Annotated in this window: 25 protein-coding genes; 16 read left to right on the top strand and 9 right to left on the bottom strand. The window is 62.1% G+C overall.

Annotated features, from left to right (window positions below):
* Positions 1–675: 675 nt before the first annotated feature.
* The gene (locus tag CH290_RS27410; protein ID WP_080748604.1) at positions 676–1,485 is read left to right on the top strand and encodes a DUF2637 domain-containing protein; all 810 of its coding nucleotides are present in this window, start codon (positions 676–678) and stop codon (positions 1,483–1,485) included.
* Positions 1,486–2,291: 806 nt separating this feature from the next.
* On the opposite strand, the gene CH290_RS27400 is transcribed toward CH290_RS27410, so the two are convergent.
* Positions 2,292–3,440, bottom strand: a complete 1,149-nt coding sequence (locus CH290_RS27400; RefSeq protein ID WP_033188182.1) for a hypothetical protein — start codon at positions 3,438–3,440, stop codon at positions 2,292–2,294.
* A gap of 72 nt (positions 3,441–3,512) precedes the next feature.
* Between CH290_RS27400 and CH290_RS27395 the strand changes: the two genes are divergently transcribed.
* The 8 genes from CH290_RS27395 to CH290_RS27365 all read left to right on the top strand — a co-directional run bounded on the left by CH290_RS27395 (position 3,513) and on the right by CH290_RS27365 (position 10,240).
* Complete coding sequence (locus tag CH290_RS27395) at positions 3,513–3,860, top strand: antitoxin Xre/MbcA/ParS toxin-binding domain-containing protein (RefSeq protein ID WP_033188307.1); 348 nt, start codon at positions 3,513–3,515, stop codon at positions 3,858–3,860.
* The gene (locus tag CH290_RS27390) at positions 3,857–4,423 is read left to right on the top strand and encodes an RES family NAD+ phosphorylase (RefSeq protein ID WP_033188183.1); all 567 of its coding nucleotides are present in this window, start codon (positions 3,857–3,859) and stop codon (positions 4,421–4,423) included. Before CH290_RS27395 ends, CH290_RS27390 begins: the two co-directional genes overlap by 4 nt.
* Before the next feature lie 530 nt (positions 4,424–4,953).
* Positions 4,954–6,681, top strand: coding sequence for a pentapeptide repeat-containing protein (locus CH290_RS27385; RefSeq protein ID WP_033188184.1), 1,728 nt, complete (start codon positions 4,954–4,956; stop codon positions 6,679–6,681).
* A 453-nt stretch (positions 6,682–7,134) separates the two neighbouring features.
* Positions 7,135–7,650 (top strand): hypothetical protein, encoded by a 516-nt coding sequence (locus tag CH290_RS27380; RefSeq protein WP_033188185.1) that lies wholly within the window; start codon positions 7,135–7,137, stop codon positions 7,648–7,650.
* Between the two features lie 92 nt (positions 7,651–7,742).
* On the top strand, positions 7,743–8,078 hold the full coding sequence (locus tag CH290_RS27375; protein WP_033188186.1) for a hypothetical protein: 336 nt from the start codon (positions 7,743–7,745) through the stop codon (positions 8,076–8,078).
* Positions 8,075–8,242, top strand: coding sequence for a hypothetical protein (locus CH290_RS30440; RefSeq protein ID WP_155295508.1), 168 nt, complete (start codon positions 8,075–8,077; stop codon positions 8,240–8,242). Before CH290_RS27375 ends, CH290_RS30440 begins: the two co-directional genes overlap by 4 nt.
* 406 nt (positions 8,243–8,648) lie before the next feature.
* Positions 8,649–9,575: an ArdC-like ssDNA-binding domain-containing protein gene (locus CH290_RS27370; protein WP_033188187.1), complete on the top strand. Its 927-nt coding sequence runs from the start codon at positions 8,649–8,651 to the stop codon at positions 9,573–9,575.
* A gap of 380 nt (positions 9,576–9,955) precedes the next feature.
* The gene (locus tag CH290_RS27365) at positions 9,956–10,240 is read left to right on the top strand and encodes a hypothetical protein (protein WP_033188188.1); all 285 of its coding nucleotides are present in this window, start codon (positions 9,956–9,958) and stop codon (positions 10,238–10,240) included.
* Here the strand turns inward: CH290_RS27365 and CH290_RS31220 are convergent.
* A complete protein-coding gene (locus CH290_RS31220; RefSeq protein WP_368665471.1) occupies positions 10,201–10,311 on the bottom strand; it encodes a YadA-like family protein in 111 nt (36 codons plus the stop codon). The two genes, CH290_RS27365 and CH290_RS31220, sit on opposite strands and share 40 nt — an antisense overlap.
* Positions 10,312–10,343: 32 nt before the next feature.
* On the opposite strand from CH290_RS31220, the gene CH290_RS27360 reads away from it, so the two are divergent.
* Positions 10,344–12,110 (top strand): ParB/RepB/Spo0J family partition protein, encoded by a 1,767-nt coding sequence (locus CH290_RS27360; RefSeq protein WP_094620615.1) that lies wholly within the window; start codon positions 10,344–10,346, stop codon positions 12,108–12,110.
* 165 nt (positions 12,111–12,275) lie between these two features.
* Here CH290_RS27360 and CH290_RS27355 read toward each other — a convergent pair whose 3' ends face one another.
* The 5 genes from CH290_RS27355 to CH290_RS27345 form a co-directional block, all read right to left on the bottom strand.
* Positions 12,276–12,650 carry a histone-like nucleoid-structuring protein Lsr2 gene (locus tag CH290_RS27355; RefSeq protein WP_033188189.1) on the bottom strand — a complete coding sequence of 125 codons (375 nt, stop codon included), beginning with the start codon at positions 12,648–12,650 and terminating at the stop codon, positions 12,276–12,278.
* Positions 12,651–12,740: 90 nt separating this feature from the next.
* The gene (locus CH290_RS31215; protein ID WP_368665470.1) at positions 12,741–13,001 is read right to left on the bottom strand and encodes an ATP dependent DNA ligase; all 261 of its coding nucleotides are present in this window, start codon (positions 12,999–13,001) and stop codon (positions 12,741–12,743) included.
* Complete coding sequence (locus CH290_RS31210) at positions 12,932–13,210, bottom strand: ATP-dependent DNA ligase (RefSeq protein WP_368665469.1); 279 nt, start codon at positions 13,208–13,210, stop codon at positions 12,932–12,934. The genes CH290_RS31215 and CH290_RS31210 overlap by 70 nt, the downstream gene beginning before the upstream one ends.
* Before the next feature lie 258 nt (positions 13,211–13,468).
* Complete coding sequence (locus tag CH290_RS30045) at positions 13,469–13,699, bottom strand: hypothetical protein (RefSeq protein WP_141216187.1); 231 nt, start codon at positions 13,697–13,699, stop codon at positions 13,469–13,471.
* Positions 13,689–14,573: a hypothetical protein gene (locus CH290_RS27345; RefSeq protein ID WP_141216186.1), complete on the bottom strand. Its 885-nt coding sequence runs from the start codon at positions 14,571–14,573 to the stop codon at positions 13,689–13,691. Before CH290_RS27345 ends, CH290_RS30045 begins: the two co-directional genes overlap by 11 nt.
* A 179-nt stretch (positions 14,574–14,752) precedes the next feature.
* Between CH290_RS27345 and CH290_RS27340 the strand changes: the two genes are divergently transcribed.
* The 4 genes from CH290_RS27340 to CH290_RS27325 are packed head-to-tail and all read left to right on the top strand — an operon-like array spanning position 14,753 to position 17,352.
* The gene (locus CH290_RS27340; RefSeq protein ID WP_441347089.1) at positions 14,753–15,223 is read left to right on the top strand and encodes a winged helix-turn-helix domain-containing protein; all 471 of its coding nucleotides are present in this window, start codon (positions 14,753–14,755) and stop codon (positions 15,221–15,223) included.
* Complete coding sequence (locus tag CH290_RS27335) at positions 15,223–16,110, top strand: zeta toxin family protein (RefSeq protein ID WP_033188192.1); 888 nt, start codon at positions 15,223–15,225, stop codon at positions 16,108–16,110. Before CH290_RS27340 ends, CH290_RS27335 begins: the two co-directional genes overlap by 1 nt.
* Entirely contained in the window at positions 16,110–16,319 is a 210-nt protein-coding gene (locus tag CH290_RS27330; RefSeq protein WP_033188193.1) for a hypothetical protein, read from the top strand. Before CH290_RS27335 ends, CH290_RS27330 begins: the two co-directional genes overlap by 1 nt.
* Positions 16,320–16,323: 4 nt before the next feature.
* Positions 16,324–17,352 (top strand): hypothetical protein, encoded by a 1,029-nt coding sequence (locus CH290_RS27325; RefSeq protein ID WP_094620614.1) that lies wholly within the window; start codon positions 16,324–16,326, stop codon positions 17,350–17,352.
* A gap of 558 nt (positions 17,353–17,910) precedes the next feature.
* Here CH290_RS27325 and CH290_RS27320 read toward each other — a convergent pair.
* Positions 17,911–18,471, bottom strand: coding sequence for a GIY-YIG nuclease family protein (locus CH290_RS27320; protein WP_033188310.1), 561 nt, complete (start codon positions 18,469–18,471; stop codon positions 17,911–17,913).
* A 178-nt stretch (positions 18,472–18,649) separates the two neighbouring features.
* Between CH290_RS27320 and CH290_RS27315 the strand changes: the two genes are divergently transcribed.
* Positions 18,650–19,603 (top strand): DUF2971 domain-containing protein, encoded by a 954-nt coding sequence (locus tag CH290_RS27315; RefSeq protein ID WP_033188194.1) that lies wholly within the window; start codon positions 18,650–18,652, stop codon positions 19,601–19,603.
* Between the two features lie 124 nt (positions 19,604–19,727).
* Positions 19,728–20,183 carry a hypothetical protein gene (locus tag CH290_RS27310; protein ID WP_141216184.1) on the top strand — a complete coding sequence of 152 codons (456 nt, stop codon included), beginning with the start codon at positions 19,728–19,730 and terminating at the stop codon, positions 20,181–20,183.
* A gap of 62 nt (positions 20,184–20,245) precedes the next feature.
* Here the strand turns inward: CH290_RS27310 and CH290_RS27305 are convergent, their stop codons facing one another.
* Positions 20,246–20,992 carry a DUF4839 domain-containing protein gene (locus tag CH290_RS27305; RefSeq protein WP_052082992.1) on the bottom strand — a complete coding sequence of 249 codons (747 nt, stop codon included), beginning with the start codon at positions 20,990–20,992 and terminating at the stop codon, positions 20,246–20,248.
* Positions 20,993–21,009: the final 17 nt, after the last annotated feature.

Genomic DNA, 21,009 nt, shown 5'->3' with positions numbered 1-21,009 from the left:
TCCGCACAACTCGAAGGAACGGTCCCGACCGTATCCGCGCCGACCGGGACTGACGACAAGCAAAGTTCAGCTCGCCGCGCAGACGCGCGGCGAAAGACTGCCAGACGTGACGCGCCGACGAGCGCAAGTCGCATTGCCCCACCTGAGGTGGCGCTGCCGGAGGAAATCTACGGTGCCCTTCGTTCGCTCACTCTCAATGAGCGGAGCGCAGATCCGACAACAGCACGCTCTTACGGGCAGGTCGTACTCGACGCCGTGGAGCAGCATGCAGACGAATTGAAGGCCCATTGGGCGAACGATGTAGTCACCTCGGGCTCAGGACTCTTCAGGAGGGCGGAGGCCGGAAGACCCACACGCCGACGTCACAATGCGCCCCGGGCTCGCGTTCCGCTCGCGGGTGTCATCAACACCGACGCAGCGGTTCTAGATCAGCTGGTTAGCGACTGGGGTGCTGGTAGTAGAAGTGCTCTTGTCGAGCAGGCCTTACGTCTATACCTCCGCGTCAGCTGAGTACGTCGGAACTTAACCGGAAGACACGCCCCTCGTCGAGGTCGCACAAATGGTTTCGATGAGGAAGTCAGCAATTGGTCCCGTCCTGCATCATTCACTCGGGATCCGGGCGATCGATGCGGTCATGTGTGTTCGCCAGCAGGCGACCACAGAACGGAGTCTCGAATGAACACGCCTAGCAATAAGAGATTGGTCGACCCTCCACCTGCGCAAACTGTTCATCCGCAGGTTCTCCTAGCCGCGTTGATAACCGGCATTGCGCTGACAGTGGGCATCGCCGTGTCGTCGTTCTGGCTGTCTTTCGCAGCGCTCAGAGACTTGGCAGTCATGGCAGGTACCGATTCAGGGCGTGCGTGGGTCCTGCCTGTTGTTCTCGACGGCGCAATCGTCGCCACCACGGTGATTGCGCTCGCGCTGTCTCACCACACGGACACCAGAACTGTGCGTGGACGAAAGTTTGTACTGGCTGTGCTCACTGTTGCAGCGGGTGCTTCCATTCTCGGAAATGGCTATCACGCAACTTTGACCTCAAGCGCAGTGCCCGCCGTCGTTGCTGCCGGAATTGCAACTGTTGCACCGGTATTCCTGCTCGGAATGACAGAAGTACTCGCGGTCATCCTGCGTGCACCACGAAAATACGAGGCGATAGAAGTGCAAGCGGCCATTGAACAGCCGCAACTAAGTCCGGACGCGTCCGACACCGCACGGACTGCATCTGCTGCAGCACGAGAAAGTGGTGGACTCGCGCCCGCTGTATGGGCGACCGTGCTTGTCTACCTCGAACATCCAGATTGGTCCTACAGTAATGTCGCCGCGGAACTCGGTGTAGACACCTCGATAGTCTCTGTCCACCTCGCCGAGTGGTTCGACCTACAAATGACGACAGCCCAACACTGCGGCATCGAACGAATGAACGCGGCGATCGACCAAACGCACGTGCTCGAAGAACGTCGGCGTCTATCGGTGCCCGCGTAGGCCCACACGCTCGATGACTTCTATCGCGCGCACCCAAGTTGACGGCTGCGGTGGCTACCACCGCAGCCTCGGCCGGGTCGGCGCAGACTGGGCCGAAACCCGCACACGCATCGACGAAGCAGCGTCCCAGATACGACCGTTGATGAGACAAGTTGCCGGTGAGACAGTGCAGACGGCACTGATGGCTCTCGTCGGTCTCTGCTGGCGGATAGATTGCCGGAAGCAGTCGTCCACTTCTGAAGTCGTGCAGTCGTGTCTTTCTGAACCGACGTTTGGGTGAGTGCTGTCAGAGGTCCGTCTCGATCGTGATCAGAGCGGATGCGTGCAACTCTCCCGACAGCTCAAACACGGAGTGCGATACCGAAGACACGCGTCCACCGGCAACCGTAGCCTCCACAATGAACGTACCGACATGGTTCGACAGCTCGCTCAAGAGCTCGTCGACGCTCGCACAAGGTCCCACGGCCAGCGTGTAGATGTCGTAATTAGTTGCGGACTGCATACCTCAGTCTCTCCGATCGGATGCTGACGTTCACAACCGAATTAGTGTTCTGTGTGAAACGCCCACGAGGTTAAGGGTGCTTGCCGAGCTGCCCACAGTGTGAGCGAAGGTCCAGCTGCTTATGCCTTAGAAACGAACGTTGACGTGACAGCGAACGGTGAGACACCGACCTTCGATCTGGTCCAGGACACCATAGGTAAGCAACGAGACCGTGACCGGGCGGCAGGCGGTGCACGAAATCAGCAGACAAGCGTAGATCCGTACCCGAGGATGCGGAAACGGCTGAAGCTGGCGCGCATGACTGTCAGGCGTTGGCGGCTGCTTCGAATTCGATGTCGTCGATCAGGCTGTGCAAGGTACGTACTTTCAGTGGTGTATCGCCTTCGAGGTGGTGTTCGTTGATCGAGGAGCGTAGCTCCAGGGCTCGCCGCAGGCGGTCGGTCTCAAGGGTGGGGCGCCAGCGAGCGGGTTTGCTCGTCAGTGCCGACATCTCGGCAGTGCGCGAGTGCAGGTAGTGGGTACGCGGATCTTCCATCGGGCCTGCGATGCTGGCACCGCAGCTACCGATTCGGCAGGTGATCTTGCTTCGAATGTCAGTGTTGGACAACAATTTCTTTCCGCGGTCGCGGCTGACGGTCAACGCCAGTCCCGGAAGATAGATGCCGGAGGAAGGTCCGCCGCCGGACTTGTCGTCCGTGCGCGGTTTCGGCGGGGTCGCCAGCCGCCGTATTGCCCCGGCATGATCGACTTTTTCGCCTATGCCGATACCGACCGAGTAGGCGTCTGCGTGCCCCAATGCCACTGCAGCTTGGCCGATATTTCCGGACTGTCCGAGCAGGACGGTGTGGCCGGCATCTCGAAAGCGGTCAAGGATGGCGAAGACCGTTTTGATCTTTTTAATGCCTTCGTTGTCGCCGCCGAGGGGGCTGAATCGCAGCTCGACATCACGCACGCCGGCCCTGTAATACTCACGTGCCAACTCCTCCGCTGCAGCCACGGTATAGGAGGTGGGGAGTGAAACGACCGCACGGACCTCCAAATCGCCCATCACGCTGGACATTTCGGCAAGGCTCACGTTGAGGTTCGCGATACGCTGGTCGGCGACATGGAAATGCGGAGCGATCAACCGTGTCACTGCACCCGGCTGTATCTCGAGAACTCGTTGAACCAGTTCGCGGCGCGCGTCTTGTACCCGCGCGAGGGTGTCGATGTCGTATGGACTGCCCGCGTAACACGGAAACTTCTCGAGCCCGAAGCCAGCGCTGGCCAACTTGTCGGTGGCGGGGTCGAGCAAAACCTGGACGCCTGCATCCTTGGCGACTTCAGCGGCTGCGTTCTGACGCACAATGTCTTTGGCATGCAGCACGATCGCCTGCACACCATCAGGTTCGCGGGAGAGGAAGTCCTCGACCACGAGGTGGTCCCCGTGACTCAGCTTAAACTCGATCGCCATGACGGCTCCTACCGATGTCGACGCTTTTGTGACAGAATACATGACAGAGCAACTGACAGAAGGAACGACATGATGGTGCCATCGCAGGGAGCTCTTGCGGTCAAAGTCACCGGTCTCATCGACGGGCTAGGCCTGACCCAGGACGAAATAGGTGAAATCGTCGACGCTTCGGCGCGATCAGTGGCCAGATGGTCCAGCGGCGGAGCGGTTCCGCAGCGATTGAACAAGCAAAGACTGATCGAGCTGTCGTACGTGGCCGAAGCGGTCACTGAAGTTTTGCCGCGCGATCACGCCAATCTGTGGATGTTCACCCCGAATCGGTTGCTCGACCATGATCGTCCTGCCGACCGGATTCACGATGGCCGATACAAGGATGTGCTCGATTTGATCGAGGCCCTCGCAGACGGTGTGGTGATGTGAGCCTCGAACTCGATGACGTCGTCGTCGAGCGGATCGACGCTCTGGGAACGTCGGTATTCGATGGCAAGGCGTACAGATACACCACTGTGCGTAGAGATCCGCTCTCCGGTGCAGGGGCGCGGCTGTATGGGGGGCGGTGGAACCCTCGCGGGGTTTTTCCGGCGATCTATCTCGCCATCCCGGAGGCGGCGTGCATGGGCGAGGTGCAGCGCGCGGCAGCAGCCAACCAGCTCGACCCGCACGAGATGTTGCAGGTCCCGTATCTGCTTCACACGCTCGAAGTTCGCGACCTTGCCGTACTTGATCTGCGCACGCCGGAGGCTCTCGGTTTCGTCGGGCTCGACCCGGCCGACATCGCCGACGACGACTGGACTGCGTGCCAAGCTGTCGGGCACGCCGCCTGGTTTTTGAAAGTCCCTGCGGTGATCGCTCCGTCGGCTACCGGTCAGGGTCACGTGCTGACGCTGTTCGAGACCCGGCTTCCTCCCGGTGCCGTGCATGTCACCGAGTCGCGCTCACTGACGCCGTCGCTGTACGACGAGCTGTCCGACATCAGCGCGTGACGTTTGTCTTACAGGCGACCGTTTCTGGGGGGGGGGGGGCACCGATCCGTGAGACAGGGGAGCTGGGGTGTGGGTAGACGACTCCATTCTGGAAGCGGTCCGTCTCGCCTTGGCCGTCGGGAGGAACTCTTTTGCTCTTCGGTGGTCCTCCGCCCCAGGCGGGTGTGTGGCGAGAAAGGCACCTCACGGGGTTTCCAACACCCACTGAGGTGCCTTTCTCCTTTTCGAGGACTACCTGACGCGGGCTCGTTGCAATGATCGACACAAGTGTCACCGCGGCCCCGCGCGACGTGGCCTGGCCTCCGTTACGCCCTCGCAACCGCCTCCGTAAGGCGGTGCCCGGCTCAGCCCAGCGGAGAGGGCAGTTCAGCGGGTCCTTCCGCAAACAGCTCCATAGGTGTCTGTACCCGACCCAGTTGCCTGCCACCCGCGCCACGGCCTCAGCAGCGCACCTTGCCTCGGATCAACCTACGGGTCTGAACGGAGACGCGTCCGCGCCAACCACACCGAAAACCGCTACCGTCACCACCGTGAGCAGCCAGGACTCGGACCCCACCCAGCCCGCCAACACTCCGGCCTCGAGACACCGAGACGAGCTAAAACAGTCCGAGGAGCTCGGCGAGCAAGAAGATCTCGGAGGGCTAGAGCTGCCAGTCGAACAATCCATCACCGAATGGCTCGCACACAACAAAATTTCAATCTCGATAACCCTGGCGATTGCCCTCATCACCGGATTCGTCGCTGGCCTTCTCGGCCCCACCGCATGGCACTGGTACCTCGACCAAACAATCACCCCCGGACACGGAACCATCATCGGCGGAATATTCGTCGTCACCGCCGCCGCCATCGCCTACACCGGAACCCACCTCACCCGCACCAGCAACGAACGCATCGCCAACCAACGAAACGAACTCGACACCACCAACACACAACGCGCACACGAGCTCACCGACACACAAGAACTACGACGCCGATTCGTCACCACCACAGCCCAATTCGCCGACCCATCACCAGAAGTCAGACTCGCAGGCGTCTACGCCCTCGAAGCACTCACCGACGACTGGATCGACCGAAACCGACAAACAGACGCCCAAACCTGCATCAACTACCTCTGTGGCTACCTCACCCGCCCCTACACACCACCCACCGAAGACCCCACCCTCCGCACCCACACCACACGAACCCACCACACCAAATACAACTACACCGACAACACCCACGAACACCCCAGAGACGACCTCAACGTCCGACAAGCCATCACCCGCACCATCGCCAACCACCTCCAACCCAACCACCACCACAACTGGAGCAACTACAACTACGACCTCACCGACGCCCACTTCCACAACGCAGACTTCACAAGATCCCACTTCAAAGGAACCATCGACTTCACGAAAGCCAACTTCCAGGGCGAGCAAACGTCGTTCTACCAAGCGGAATTTCACACTGAGCGGACGTTGTTCGACCAGGCGAAGTTCCACAGTGAGCAAACGTTGTTCAACCAGGCGGAGTTCCACGGCGAGCAAACCTCGTTCATCGAAGCGAAGTTCCACAGTGAGCAGACGTTGTTCAACCAGGCGGAATTCCACAGTGAGGAGACGTTGTTCGACAATGCGGAGTTCCACAGTAAGGGGACGACGTCGTTCAACAATACGGAGTTCCACGGCGAGCTAACCTCGTTTGTCGGTGCGGAGTTCTACAGTGAGTGGACGATGTTCGACAATGCGGAGTTCCACAGTGAGCAGACGTTGTTCGACAATGCGGAGTTCCACAGTGAGCAGACGTTGTTCGTCGGTGCGGAGTTCGGCGATGCGCCGTTCCACAATCAGAGGACGTGGTTCCTCGGTGCGACGTTCTATGGCGAGCGGACGACGTTCGACGGTGCGACGTTCTATGGCGAGCGGACGACGTTCGACGGTGCGACGTTCTATGGTGAGCGGACGTCGTTCGGACGTGCGGAATTCTATGGTGAGCGGACGTTGTTCGACGAGGCGAAGTTCTACAGTGTGCGGACGGCGTTCCTTGGTGCGGAGTTCCACAGTGAGCGGACGTGGTTCGTCGGTGCGGAGTTCCACAGTGAGCGGACGTTGTTCAACCAAGCGAAGTTCCATGGCGGGCTGACGCAGTTCGATGGCCCGCGGGTGTGGAACAACGTCTACTTCGACTGGGATTCCGAAATCCCCTACGCCGTAATAGCAACCAAACCGGGTAACGTCACTCCCTACGTCTGGCCACCGACTGTAGAGCAAAATAAATAAGGCTACCTCGACACCGAGCGTGTCCGGTCCCCGTCGCTCCCGCACAATCACCGAGAGCACTCCGCGGCGCCGAGGTGCTCACGTCGACGACAAATCCGCGGTAATGCTTCCGCCTGTCGGCGGCCGGCCACCCTGCGGGCGTCCACCGAACCGAACGCCCGCTCCGCGACGCACCGAACCCATTGAAGAGCAGTTGTTATCGGCCGGTGTTCTGGCTCCCGGCGATCCTGCATCACCCGTACCCGCCTTACCCACCCCGCACTACGCGTTCGCTCCGGCCCTTCGGGCTCCGAAAACTTTTCACAGCGCCTCCGGCTGAAAACTTTCGTCTGACGAGGCAGGACAGCGTGCCCGTGCGCTCCGGGCTCTCCTCACGCCAGAACACCTTCCGGCGAAAACAACGTGGCAGAGACCGGACTTACCGGGTCGGCCAGTAGGGGAGAGGAACCCACCATGAGCGCATTCACCGTCTCGAGCGAACACATCGCCGTACTCGTCCACGCCGGACTGTGGTCACCGCTACGCCCGCTCACCTGGAACGTTCCCACCCCGGATGGAGAGCTGCCCATCGACGGCAACGCGTACAACGGCATCATCCCAGGTTGGCGACCATTCAGTCGGGCACGTCAGCTCACCGCCGCCAGCGCCGACGCGGTCGGGCAGATGCTCCTCGATCAGAACATCGCCAGCGTCAACGACACCTACAACGACGACGACCTCGCGCTCTACACCCACCAGCGGCCCCGCAGCATCCACCGCCAACCCGTCGAAATCTTGAAGGCGATCAGCTGCTACCGCTACCAAGCCGACGCCACCGACAACTGGTCCACCAGCGAAGCGTTCCACTTCTGCACGGTCCTCGAAACGGCCACCATCGAAAAGCTGCCCGGATGGGAGAATGCTGCATGGGCGATCGGCCACGACACCCCGATCCTCACCGAACAGCAAGCCGACACCGGCCGACCCTGACACAGCGGCCGGGGGAGCCTCACCAGCGCGAAAACTCCTCCGCTTGCCCGGCTTGTCGCCCGCCCACCACCGAAAGGACTGCACACACCGTCATGCCCGCCCAAGCATGGATCACCCTCATCGTCGGCATCCTCGCCGTCGCCGGAGTCATGGCCACCGTCAACCAACGCACCCACGCAGACAACAGGGCTCAGAGTTGGCAACGCATCACCTGGTGCTTGGAGCGCACCGTCAGCGACAACGACGAAGAATCCGAACTCGGCTGGGAAGTGTTCGGCACCGTCGCATCCACGCCGTTCATCGCCAAGACCGACCGCCGCACACTGTGGACCATCGCCGACCACATCGCCAACAAGTCCCGCACCCTGGCGGAAACCGACGACACCAGCGACAATGAAACCGAGACAGGAACGGAGGATCCGCGATGACCACCACCGAAAACCGCCCCGCCCGCCGCGGACGGTCCATGCAAGTGCGTTCCGCAGCAGCTCGCGCGTCGATCAAGCTCCGCGAATACGACAACGAACCCGTCCCACAGTGGCTCCGTGACGTCGCCGCAGGCAAGGACACCCCCGCGCCCCGCACCGACTGACTCACCAGCTCACCAGGCCCGTCCCACAGCAAGGGGCGGGCCTTCCTCGTGTACCGCCCTCACCTGTGTTGTCGCGCCCGGCCACCTTCGGTGTCCACCGAATCGAGCTCCGCTGCGCTCCGCACCGGTAAAAGAGTGTTTTTCTTGTCGTGCATCTGGCTCCTGGCGAGTGTGCGTCACCCGTGACCGCCGCATCAACCCCTGACTCCGCATTCGCTCCGGCCGCCGGCGCCGAACACTTTTCACCTACCCGTGCTCGCTGCGCTCCCAGGTGAAAACTGCTGCGGCTCAAGGGTTGCTTCGTCGTCCCCGTCCGCCGCTCCCTCTCCCTACGCCATATGACGGCGACAAGAAATTGTCAGAGCGAGAAGGGCCGGGGACCGGCCGGAGCACGGGAGGAACCATCATGGGAGCACGAACCACCACCAGCGCAGCAGACAAAGCCGAGGCGCGGCGCCAGCTCGCCGAAACTCTGCACGCTACGATCACCGAGAAAGTCGACGCACTCACCGACTCCGACGCCTGGCGCGCCTACCTCGATGCCGCAATGTCGTTCCACGAATACAGCTTTCGTAACATTCTGCTGATACTGGCTCAAAAGCCCGAAGCGACCCGCGTCGCGGGCTTCCGGTCCTGGCAAGGACGCGGGCGGCAGGTCCGCAAAGGCGAGAAAGCTATCCGGATCTACGGCTACAGCTCCCGCACCATCACCGAAACCGACCCCGGCACCGGCGACGAGAACAGCCGCAAGATCCCGACGTTTCCGATCCTGTCGGTATTCGACATCTCCCAGACCGACCCGATCGAGGGACACCCGCAGCCCGAAGAGATCGCACAGTTGCTCACCGGCGCCGACCCGGCGAACATCTACGACCGCACCGCCGCCGTCATGACCGCACGCGGCTGGACCGTCACCAGAGAGCCGATCGCCGGATCCGCCAACGGCTACACCACCACCGACGGCAGCCGCCGAATCGTCGTCGACGAGACCCTGGAACCCGCCGCGGCCGCGACAACGATGCTGCACGAATCCGGGCACGCCCACATTCACGCCCCACAGATCACCGACCCCAAAGCCCGGAAAGACCTGCACCGCGGCCGGATGGAAGTCGAAGCCGAAGCCGTCGCCTACGTCCTCGCAGGGCTGCAGGGACTCGATACCAGCGCCTACTCCGTCGGCTACATCGCCGGATGGGCAGACGGCGACACCGCCGCGATCACCGACACCGCGCAGACCGTCCTCAAGTGCGTCCACGAGCTCGCAGACGCCCTCGACGCCCACGACGCACAGCACGAAGCCGACACGACCAACGAGAGCGGCAGCGCCGCGTAGAGGGACCGGCCCGGTTCGCCGGCCCCGCGAGGTGGTGGCAGGGGCGGACCGGGCCACCTTCGGTGTCCACCCAATGGAGCTCCGCTGCGCTCCGCACTCACAAGAGCGAAAAGCATCGTTTTTTCGGCGGGTGCTGGCGCCGGCGAGTCTGCATCACCCACGTTCGCCGCCGCAACCACACTACCTCCGCTGCGCTCCGGCCCCTGCGGGGTCCGAGAACTTTTCGATCCCGTGCTCGCTGCGCTCGCTCGAAAACTTCTCGGCTCGGTGGTCTGCACCGTCGCCCGCGTGCGCTGCTGCCTCTTCTCACGCCAGCAACCGGCGAAAAAACGTGGCAGGGCACAAGGGCCAGGTCACCAGCAGAGAAGGGACGTCACGACATGCACGAGGTCACCACCCACCACAGCGGAACACCGGTCGAGACGGCTGTCATGGCCGCGATCGCCACCGTCCCCACCCACGTGCGCACCCACGCACTCGGCCAGGTCACCGCCTACACCGCACAAGCCGACCGCGCCGCCGTCGACCCGAACTCCAGCACCGAGGCAGTGCACCGGGAGCAGGCCGCGAAATGGGCGTGCATCGCACGCGAGAACGGTGCCAGCGAGGCCCAGATCACCACCGCCTACCAGGAAGGACAACACCCGAGCGCGACCGCAGCCTGACCACCGCTCGTCGCAACACCTGCAGAAACAAGAAAACACCGGACAGCTTCTACCTGCCCGGTGTCTCCGATCCAAGAATCTACCAGGAAAGAGACACCACATCATGACCGCTCAGAACACCGTAACCGCTCCCGCCGCCACCGAAGCCCCCGCCGTCGACACCACGGTGGCGGCGGGGGCGGGCGAGGAGTTCGCCCGCCTGCACCCGGCCACCCTCGAAGTCGGCCCGAACGTCCGCGACGAGGTCGACACCGAGACGCCCGAGTTCCGCGCCCTGGTCGACAGCATCACCGAACACGGAGTCCTACAAGCGATCTCCGCGATCCGCGACGGTGATCGTGTTGTCGTCATCGATGGACAGCAGCGCACCCTCGCCGCGATCGAAGCCAAGGCCGAGACGGTGCCCGTGGTGATCCGGAGCGTCACCGGAAACGCCAAAGCACGCGAAATCGCCCGACTGTCGCAGCAGGTCGTCGCCAACGACCGCCGGATCGACCTCACACAAGGCCAACGTGCCAAGGCCGTGACGGGCATGCTCGAACTCGGAGTCTCGGCAACCAAGATCAGCAAAGCGGTACAGATGCCCCGCGATCAGGTGAAAACCGCTGCCGCAGCAGGACGGTCGCAGACCGCCCTCGACGCCCTCGACGGCGGCCAGCTCGACCTCGAGCAAGCGGCAGTGCTCGCCACCTTCGACGCCGAAGGCGACCACGACGCAGTCTGCGAACTGCTCGAGACGCACCGCTACCACTTCGCGCACACCGCCAAGCGGCTGCTCGCGGACCGCGCCGAACGCAAAGAACGCGCCGCCGCCGCGCAGCCCTACGCCGAACGAGGCTTCACCATCGCCGACACCGAACCGTACTTCGCCGATGGCCAGTTCCGCGCCGACGACCTGGTGATCCCCGCCGAAGGCAAGAACAGCGAGCAGCGAGCAATCACCGCCGAGGTGATCGAGGCGCACCCTGCCGCGTGGTCGGTGTGGCTGAGCAAGGGCGAGCAGTTCACCCTCACCGCGACCGGGGAGGTCATCAGCGAGGAGAGCATCGATTGGGGCACCGAAGACGACCCCGAATCGACAGCGGCGACCGGCTACCACCACTGCAAGGACATCACGACCGAACAGGTGTGGGAGGCGGAGTACTTCACCACCGACCCCGCCGCAGCCGGTGCGGCACCCGGTCCGGTCCTCGCTGCAGCGCTGGCCGACGCCGATGCCGACGCTGTCGCGGTCGATCCGGACGACGCCGCCGCTGTCGCCCGAGCGCGCGAGCAGAAGCGTCTCGCCTCAGAAGCCGCCCACAAGGAGGCGCAGCGGGCAGCGCTTCGCCGCACCAAGGAGCTGAACAAGGCATCGGTGATCGCGACCGAAGTCCGCATCGAATGGCTGACGAAGTTCCTGACCCGCAAGACTTTGCCCAAGGGCGCGGGAAAGTGGATCACCGACACACTCGTCGACGAGCCCGGACTGCTCACCCAGAACAAGGCACCGCAGTTCCTCGCGCAGCTACTCGGCGTGAATGTTACTGCGGTGACCGGCCCGACCGCCGGATACCCCGGAACCGAGGACCGCGCCGCCAGGGAAGCGATCGCCCCGGTGATCGACAAAGCATCCGAACCACGCGCCCAAGTCATCGCGCTTGCGCAGGTGCTGGCCGCATACGAAGCACGGATGAGCGGGACCGGCAAGGACTGGTGGAAGCGCTCCGGTTTCGGAAACCAGGACAACTACCTGGGCTTCCTCGACCAGCACGGACACACGCTCACCCCCGTCGAGAACGTCGCCACCGGCGAGCTGACACCCGAAGCCGGGTACGACGCCCTCACCGCACCCAGCAGTGAGACCAACGCCGAAACCGCAGGACAGTAGCTGCCCGACAACGCAAGGGGCGAGGGAGACCGTCACCGGTTTCCCTCGCCCCCTTGCGTCGTTCCCGGCGTCGGTCGAGGGGGGCCTGCGGCGCCCCCTCGAGCACCCCCCGCCGAGCGCGCACCGACCGGCCTACCACCACAAGGCTGGCGTCTCACCTCACAGCTAGTGGGCTGCTTCGAACGCGTCGACGATCTCCGCTGGGATCCGGCCGCGATCGCTGATCTCGTAGCCCTGATCGGCTGCCCACTGCCGGATCGCCCGGGTCTGCTCCGGATCACGCTTGGTCGGTGCGGTCTCGGGCGTCGACGGTGTCGCTTTCGGCGAGGTGGCTGCTGCTTTGCGTTTGCGGCCTCCGACACGAGTTGCATGCTCGATGTAGTAGTTGAGTTTGCGGTGAAACTCGGTGGCGTTCTTCGCTTTCAAGTCGATGACGTAGTCGACACCGGCGACCGAGAACTCGATCGCCTCCCCGGAATCGTCGTCGATGACCGATCCGTCGATGTCGTCGACCAATTGCACATACGTTTGTCGCGCCACGGCTGAAATCGCTGCCCTTCGTTAATACGGAATCGAATGAAAAATCTTTCTACAGTGTAGCCAGCAACAACGCACACCACGTGCATCGATTCATATCCGAACCTGCGTATTGTCCATTCGGCTCTGATGCCTTTGAACGACGAATGCCGTAAACGCCCAGACGTCGATTGTTCGCGATACTTCCACTATCGCCACCGTCACCGGATCGACCCACGTTGCACCAGCCGTCTCGCTACGCGGGAGTGTTCCGGGAAACGGGCCGTTCGGCCGAGCGACCGCATTCAAGGTCTCGGGCAGTTCGCGCCGTACCTGATCGGCGAAAACCGTTCCAACACTGCCGATATAGACCAGATCGCAGCCCTCGTCGCTGCTCCGAGCAGCAGCGCCGCCAACGGTCCACCGGCGCGGCCACCGGACCCTACATACACGCAGATGATCCCGTCCCCACTATGTCTTATCGGCGTTTTCAACCACGATTTCGAACGAACACCGGGACGGTATATCGAATCGGCACGTTTGGCGACAATGCCCTCGATACCGTGCTCAGCCGCTATCGCCATCAACGTCGCCCCGTCGACACCCGGCATGTCCGGCGGCACCTGCACCCGCGTCCCGTCCGCCGTGTTCAATGCTACGAGCTCGCAGTCGACGAGCAGTGACCGGCGTTGTGGGCTGGGCTGCAACATCGCGGTCGCCGATACCTGGACCAGGTCTGTTCGCTAACGATGAACCGTCCGTTCCCGCTCGCTGGGGCCGTCGCAGAAGGCCTGGTCCAGCGCACGCATGGCCGCAATCCAAGGTGGTGGCCGGTGTCATCCCTAATCGAGTTCAGGACTTGATGACCCATCGTCTCCGTGTTCTTGTGTGGCCTTCGCGCATTCGCGTAGGAATTCGAGCATGGCGAAGAACGCCAGCGGGCCGACGTCACGCCCGAAGACTGCGGCTATCGCCAAGCTCAAGATGACCAGGACGATCACAGACGTCAACGGATGGGAGTACCAACGGAACGCGTCGGTCCAACGGTTTTCGCGGCGGCGGTCAGAAGACATCGGATGGCTCCCATTCGGGCGAGAAGATCTCGGCAGGTACATATTCGGGTGTGATCGGATCGTCAGGATCGGCCCCCGGATCCTCGTCTAATAAGTCGTTCTGAATCTTGCGGTGGTCGAAGAGATCCTCGTAGAAGGCCATGTGTTCGGCGATCAACGTCCCCTCGGGTGCATCGAGTAGACCGTCGGCGACGAGCGGGACGACGACGTTCTTTCGGAACTTGAACATGTGGGTTCTTGCAGTGGACGGGCTGATTCCGATGGCTATAGCCGCCGATGCGGTTGTCTGGCCGCTCATCAACGCTCCGAGCAGGTTTCTCACCCTCGGATTGGCGTGTTGCACCAGCAGTTGAGCTGCGCTTCGCGCGTACGGGATGTTGGACAGGTCCAAGGTCAAGGCGTCGAGGTCGTCTGTGTAGGCCAATTTCTCGAGCCGGCGGGTGATCCGACGTGGTTTCGTCCAGGCGTTCACGACACGCAGCTTGTGCATCAGGCATGCATTGACGAAATACGTCAGTAGCGATGCCCGACCCGGGGTCCACACCTTCTCGTCCACCGCCGCATGCAGGAACGTCGGCAGCCCGGCTACCGCCAGCTCAATGCACAGAGAGTCGCGCTCGTCGTAGTCGACTCGTAACCATTCGAGATCCTCCGGCTCGATCGTCATCGAGATGGGAAGAGGACCAGCACTGACGATGCGGCCGTCTGCGACGAGCGTGTGCAGTGTGCCGACGCCTGGATCCCACAACTCCTTCACAAGCGCTGCTGTCGCACGCGTGAGCTTGTTGTCAGAGGTCCGCGACCCCGAGGCCCGTGCGTCGACGAGCAAAGCTTCCAGCCTCAAATCCAGGCCTTCATCGTGTTTTTTGGACATGGCTTCCTCGGGTGTGCGTGTGCGCGTAATTCGCACTCGTTGAGATCTACCTCCGCGACTGCGAAGCGGTCGTAAAGGCATAGGCAGTAAGGCTTAAGAACGTTTACGAATGTGGTGTAGATCACAGCAGGTTAGATCAGATCGGACTATATTGATGCAATATGAATCAAGGAGGTGTGGTGATGACGGTGGACAGCCAGCTCATCGATCAGCTCACCCGTATCGGCGCGTGCGATCGACTGGCCGAGCGTGAACGGCTCAGAGGCATCGTCGATGCAAAACTGCAAGGTTTAACCCACCGGCAGATCAGCAGATACCTCGGCGGGAATTTGTCGCAGGCCTCGGTCACACGTTTGCTCCAACGGGTCGGAAACGACTTCGCAGCCGTGAAGCGGGTCACGCCAGCCGAGATCATCGATCAGCATGCTGCCGGTCAGATCACCGGTCACGAGATGATGCGGCGGCTCTTTACATTCGACTACAGCGTCGGGACCCATCCAACTGTCAACGGGCACGAGACCGATGCTTACGTTCCGGGCGACTTCGACGACGTCGAACAAGCCTTCTACCGCGGTCTCCTCACTCCGCAGCAGTTCCAGGTACTCGCAGATCGGCAGGTCGAGGTTTCGGCCAAGCAGAGTAACCCGTAGTGCAACAACCAGATCAACTCTGCTCGGACGTCCACGCGCAATTGTCGGAGGTGTGCCGCACAGGTGTTCTGCACGCTGATTCCAGTAGACACACCGACCAGCTCTATCGACTCAACGACATCGCGCGGCAGATCTTCCAACACAACCTGGTGACCAAGTACCTCAATGGTCACGACGGTCCGAGTGAAGAAGGCACCGCGATCATCACTGCCGGTGTCCCCGGCGCAGGCAAGACCACGATGGTCAACACCGTCATGACCGAAGTAGAAGGCGAGGACCTGCTCAGTTACCGACGCCTCGATGCTGACGATCTCAAAGTCGAGTTGATCAAAAAGGCTGTGGCAGACGGAATCTACGACGACATCCTCGCGCAAATGCTCGACGACGGCAGCGGCGTCGCACCGATGGAACTCGCCCCGCTCGTGCACCACGAATCGAACAAGTTGCTGCTCAAGAGGGCCCTCGCCGAGTGTCTGGAACGGCAGGAAAACATCATCATCGAGGGCACTCTGACCTGGGATCAACAGCCAGGAATTCTGTACGACCAGCTTGCGAAGGCAGGATACAACCGCATCCTGGTGCTCGGCATCGAGGTCGAACGCGACGTCGCGCACAGCCAAGCGCTTTCACGATGGTGGAACGACAGGCAGGCGTGGCGCAACGGTGAGCACGCACTGGGCGGCCGATTCACGCCCCCCTATTCGATCGACGACGGCTACGACGGCGGGGCGCAGTCGAAGTGCACCCGACACGCTCTGAGCATCCTCGACCGAGCACACAGCGGCAAGATCGACACCGTCGAGGTAAAGATCTTCTCCCCAGCAGAATCGGGTGGGTACGACCTCGTCGACGAGGGCAGTGTCCGGCGTGCGAAAGGAACAGATTGATGAGCATCGACGTAGGAGACCGATTCCACCTCGCGCCAGGCGCTTCCAGCGTCGTCGTCGTCGTCGTGCGAGAAGTTCAGGAAGAGACCGGTTTTGTGATGGTCGAAAACGAGATCGCCGGGACCGGTGTATATCCGTACCTCATCAAGCCTGATCGCCTCGCGCCTGCCACCACGCCCCCGGCTGTCGGCGGCACAGATCAGGGGTGAATGAGTGAGCGATGATGCCTTGGCTGCATGGCTACCGGCGGGGTTGGAGCCGGTCGCACTGCGCTTGGCGAGGGCGGACGAGGCCGCCTACAAGGTAGGTCGATTGGCGTTGGCGTGGTCGCGCGAGGCGTTCGAGATGAGCGAGATCGAACGCCGAGCGGGGTGGCTCGACTTGGTGGTCACCGGCATCAGACCGATACCGCCGTTGCTGGTGATGCTGTTCAGCGAAGCTATCCACCACCTACGGGCCGCGATCGAGAACACGCTGTTCCACCTCGCGGAAGTCGAACGTGGGCAGCCGCTCCCAGCCAAGCATGCCAAGCACGTGAAGATTCCGGTTCTCGAAACGCGAACCGCCTTCGATAGCTGGCAGCGCCGGGTAGTCGATGATGGGGTAATCGAGTTTGACCCGCAGGCAAAGCTGGGCAGACGAATAGAAGCCCTGCAACCATTCGCGGATACGACAGCATCGGTGCCGACGATGCCGGCGCAACTCGCGGCACTGATGGGCGCACCTGTCTCGGCGGTGCACCCGATGGTGTTGTTGCAGAAGTACTCGAACATCGACAAACACCGATCGATCCGAATGGCCGCTGCCCGCACGACCGTCATCCGCGAAGACGAGAGCTTCGCCGACGCCGACCGCTCCATGCGCCCGGTATCGGTCGGCGACGTTCTGGCCACGATCCGACGCGGCAGCGGGGGCGCGATAGTGGAACTGCACCCTGCCGTCCACGTCGAACGGCCGCAGACAGGAGTGTGGGTCTCTCCCGGCACAGAACTGTCACGGTTGTGGCTGCACGTCTCGCAGGTCGTCGTCCCCACACTCGTGACCGGGTTCGCGCTGCCACGAGGCTTGCCGCCCCAGATCGATCTGGGCGACACTGGAACGGCATGGGCTGAGCGGATCGCACAGGGTGGGTGGTCGACCGCCAAGGAGCGGATGGATGCAGTGTCGTTGGCTGCTCTCGACGAAGCCAACGCGGCCCCGGTGCGACATCCTCGAACTGGGGTGCCGTCCGCCGATAGCTAGTCGCTCGATACGTTCGACGTGTATGGGGTTCGGGCTGAACACGGCGAACAAAGCGGACTATGGATTCCGCGGCGCGTAGCGCACGTTGTGCCGTATACGGAGCAAGCAGGATCGACGTACATGTCACGGCAACCGGCCATGAGATCGTCGGCGCGGATGCGGTGAGCAGATGGAACAGGGCGTTGGGGATCATGAGATCTCCTATTCAGTTGTGTTGGTGCAGGGCTGATAGTCGGTTCGAATTCTTCTCTCCGAGCAGTGATTCCTCAGCTGCCTCCGAGAATTCGGCGAGGCTGGGAGCAAAGCATCCCCACTGGACGCGACCTCTCACCTGCTTCTGTGTGCGCGAGAGGAGCTTTCGCGCTTGGGTACCATTGTCTCAGGCCGATTTGGACTCCGCCAGAGCTTGATGTGAGCACCTGAGGGGATCTCTCTCCACGGCCTGGTGGTCGTCGACGCCGGTGAGCGCGACACGGCGCTGGGGTGTCAGCTTCTTGACTGGGCAGATCGTCGCGTATCCGCATTGCCTGGGGACATGTCGTTTGCCAACGTCACAGGCTAGGTTTGCGTGTCCTCACGTGTCGTGCTGGCGTTGTAAGAAGCCTGCGCGGCCTCGATCGCGGCACGAGCAGGTCCAGCGGCGTGGGCGATGTTGAGCGTTGGCGCCCACTGGGCGATAACGTCGGCTTCGACCGTGTCCGGTGTGGGATGTTGGCACCAGGTCAGTTGTAGATGGGTGTGCATCCATTCGGTCAGGCGTTTTTCGTCCTCGGCGATGAGCACGACGCGGTCGGTGCGGCGGGTCCGGTAGTGCTCGGTATCGAGCAGCAGTCCGGCGAGGGTGCGGCGGAGGGTGGATTGTCCGCTGCGGCGGAGGTGATTGTTGACTATCCGTCGGCGTAGGTTGGTGGCGAGACCGACGTAGAGGAGCCGTACCGCTGTGTTGGCTGGGTGTGTTGGGCCGGGGAGCTGAGGAAACACCTTCGGGGTTGCCCACCACGCGTACAAGCCTGATGCAGTCGGGAGCGTGGACAGGTCGTCGAGCGTGCGAGTAGGAGCACCGAGCGCGCTGATAGTGCCGGCTACATCGAGTGAGGGTGCTGGCAGTGGAGGGTGCATGGCGGTCAGTGTGCCCGACAGCTCGGCGAGCATCGGTTAGATGAATGGTGGAGCCTTGCATGCAGGGCGGTTGCTGAGTGTGGGACCGGCCTGCAGGTCGGATCACGCATCTGCACAATTGATGCGTTGTTTGATCATGGGGCACTGAGGCCCAGATTGTCTGCGGTAGCGTGTTTCGGTGGGCAAAACGCTGTACCAGTACACCGATACCGTCGCTCTTGCCGGGATTGTCGAGAGTTGCGCTATCCGCGCAACCGACTTCCGCTACCTCAACGATTCGCTCGAACTGTCCTACGTCTGGGATGCATTGGTGTCACGGCTCAACGCTCTCTCAAAGGAACCGGACGACGGTCATCGGTACGCGTACAACACGATGCTCGACGCAATACGCCGACTGCGCGCTGAGAACCTCAGAACCTACGACCAGTCGGTCTTCGTCGCGTGCTTCACCGAACTGAAAGACGCTGTCAGCCAGTGGAGCCGGTACGGAGCGAACGGCCATGGTGTGGCGCTCGGCTTCGATGCGGACAAGATTGGAGGGTTGCGCAGCGGATACCATCACCACCATCCAGACGGGAAGCTCTCGCCTGTCCTCGACCAGAATCAGATGCCACTCATTTGGCCATGCCCCCTGCAGCCGGTCGAATACGGAGACTCGGCACGCGACGCCCTCGTGACGCGTCTCGTCGAGATGGTGTGCTCAATTGGGACAACAAATGATTCCGCTACCGATGCTTTCAACTACATCCATCAGCTGGGCGGAATCCTGCCGCATGTATCGCTGGTCAAGCACGAAGCTTTCAAAGACGAGTGCGAACATCGCATCACCGCGTCGGAGCATTTCGGCGATATGACGCCGCTGCACCGCGATGCGATCGGCAACCTCGGAGCGGAATTCCGACCGTTTACGAACGTGCCCGCGACGACACTCGATGTGAAGTTTCGTCCCTCCGGCGCCACGCTGTTCACTCCCTACATCGAGCTGACGTTGCCGCGTGATGCGTTGGTGACAGTGGTGCTCGGACCATCGGTGACTGACCCTCTGGCGCCGGTTACCGTCCGCCGACTGCTGCAGCGGCATGGCTACCCGGACACTGATGTCGAGCAATCGGAACTTCCCTACCAAAGCTGACCACTGCGCCACAGAGCTCGAGCCTTAGACCCATAGTCAGGAACGGCCCCGTCCACAATGGACGGGGCCGTTTGATTTCGTACGACCCCTTTGGTGACCCAGAGGAGTCTGGTAGACAGCGAGCATGAAACGGACATTGCTCGCGGTTACCGGTTGCGCGGTTGTCGCTCTGTCAGGGTGTTCCTCCGAACCTGCCGGACCGGAACTATTCACGTCGAAGATGACGGTGGTCGGCCTATCGAACAGCGCGACCAGCGATTCGTGCACATTCGTGGAGGGCACCGTCGAGTCCGGTTACACGGCCCTGGTTGTGCGTGGCGCGGATGCACGGATCTTGGCGAAGCAAGATCTGCGGCTCGACTCAGCCCGCGATGTCGGCACGTTGGGTGGGCCGGTGTGTACGTTCCGCGCAGATGTCGAAGTGCCGGTCGGCGAGGCCGCGTACGAGGTCGACGTCGAAGGTCTCGACGCGTCGAAGTTCGAGGCAAAACTGTTCACGGAGCAGGAACTCCGGGGCGAGGCCGCGATTCAGTTGCACGATGCGATCGGGTTCGGTCTAGCGCAGCTCCAGGGTGGGTAGCACGTCGAATAAACCGCATCAACTTCGTCGCAACACTCATTTGACGGCGATAGTGCAGCGGGCTAGCGGACGGCAGTGGCAACCGGCTCGAGCAGGAATAGGCACTGGTTCTCTACGTAGCGGTCGACCTCCGCCGTGACGCCCAGGTTCGTCCCGACGCCGATCGTGTCGGGTACCGATCCGACGAAGTGCAGATCGGAATCGGTGTTCTCATCGCGGAACTGAAAACTCGGACCGGGCTGCGAGAACGTTTCGCTGAAATCGCCGGCGTTGATGAGGATGTCGTATCTGGTCTTCGCGCCGTCGTGGGGTCCCATCGCGACGATGCTGCCCGGGAACGAGATCGTTTGACCACGATGAGTCGCAGCGAACGCTGCGATGTCAGGTGAGCAGGTGTCAGTCAATGTGAGCAGAGTCGCTAGCTCCGGACTGTTCTCGGGCGTGAGGACGACGTCTTCATGCTCTGGTGGTGATGTTGGTGCGCTGGCTGTCGCGTCGAGGGATGGTTGCTCGCTCGGCGCAGGACTGGCATTGTCTGTTGGGGCAGTGTTGTTTTCGCTAACCACTCCGATGGCGATGATCGTCGCGAGCGCAAGCGTCAACACGCCGCCACCGACAATCCAAAGCAGCCGGCGAGACCTGGGCGCGGGGCGTCGGAGCGTGATTTCCGTCTGAATCTTTCCGGGCGTCTGAGAGATAGCCTCCCAGCCTTCGTCTTCCCACTTCTTGATGGTTCGTGACTCCATGCCGCGGACCGCGCGGACGGTCTTGGTTTCGTACGTGATCTCGGTGTCCGCTGTCTTGTCCACAAAGCTCCCAGATTCAT

It is taken from the genome of Rhodococcus sp. 06-156-4, from assembly GCF_002259345.1.
Taxonomy (GTDB): Bacteria; Actinomycetota; Actinomycetes; order Mycobacteriales; family Mycobacteriaceae; genus Rhodococcoides; species Rhodococcoides fascians_E.
Note: the sequence above shows the minus strand (reverse complement) of the source record. Positions and strands in the feature narration are given on the sequence as shown.

What these genes read in the sequence shown, in the direction of transcription:
- CH290_RS27410 (WP_080748604.1), top strand. Translation starts at nt 676, where the DNA reads ATGAACACGCCTAGCAATAAGAGATTGGTCGACCCTCCACCTGCGCAA.
- CH290_RS27400 (WP_033188182.1), bottom strand. Translation starts at nt 3,440, where the DNA reads ATGGCGATCGAGTTTAAGCTGAGTCACGGGGACCACCTCGTGGTCGAG.
- CH290_RS27395 (WP_033188307.1), top strand. Translation starts at nt 3,513, where the DNA reads ATGGTGCCATCGCAGGGAGCTCTTGCGGTCAAAGTCACCGGTCTCATC.
- CH290_RS27380 (WP_033188185.1), top strand. Translation starts at nt 7,135, where the DNA reads ATGAGCGCATTCACCGTCTCGAGCGAACACATCGCCGTACTCGTCCAC.
- CH290_RS27375 (WP_033188186.1), top strand. Translation starts at nt 7,743, where the DNA reads ATGCCCGCCCAAGCATGGATCACCCTCATCGTCGGCATCCTCGCCGTC.
- CH290_RS30440 (WP_155295508.1), top strand. Translation starts at nt 8,075, where the DNA reads ATGACCACCACCGAAAACCGCCCCGCCCGCCGCGGACGGTCCATGCAA.
- CH290_RS27370 (WP_033188187.1), top strand. Translation starts at nt 8,649, where the DNA reads ATGGGAGCACGAACCACCACCAGCGCAGCAGACAAAGCCGAGGCGCGG.
- CH290_RS27365 (WP_033188188.1), top strand. Translation starts at nt 9,956, where the DNA reads ATGCACGAGGTCACCACCCACCACAGCGGAACACCGGTCGAGACGGCT.
- CH290_RS27360 (WP_094620615.1), top strand. Translation starts at nt 10,344, where the DNA reads ATGACCGCTCAGAACACCGTAACCGCTCCCGCCGCCACCGAAGCCCCC.
- CH290_RS31210 (WP_368665469.1), bottom strand. Translation starts at nt 13,210, where the DNA reads ATGGCGATAGCGGCTGAGCACGGTATCGAGGGCATTGTCGCCAAACGT.
- CH290_RS30045 (WP_141216187.1), bottom strand. Translation starts at nt 13,699, where the DNA reads ATGTCTTCTGACCGCCGCCGCGAAAACCGTTGGACCGACGCGTTCCGT.
- CH290_RS27345 (WP_141216186.1), bottom strand. Translation starts at nt 14,573, where the DNA reads ATGTCCAAAAAACACGATGAAGGCCTGGATTTGAGGCTGGAAGCTTTG.
- CH290_RS27330 (WP_033188193.1), top strand. Translation starts at nt 16,110, where the DNA reads ATGAGCATCGACGTAGGAGACCGATTCCACCTCGCGCCAGGCGCTTCC.
- CH290_RS27320 (WP_033188310.1), bottom strand. Translation starts at nt 18,471, where the DNA reads ATGCACCCTCCACTGCCAGCACCCTCACTCGATGTAGCCGGCACTATC.
- CH290_RS27310 (WP_141216184.1), top strand. Translation starts at nt 19,728, where the DNA reads ATGAAACGGACATTGCTCGCGGTTACCGGTTGCGCGGTTGTCGCTCTG.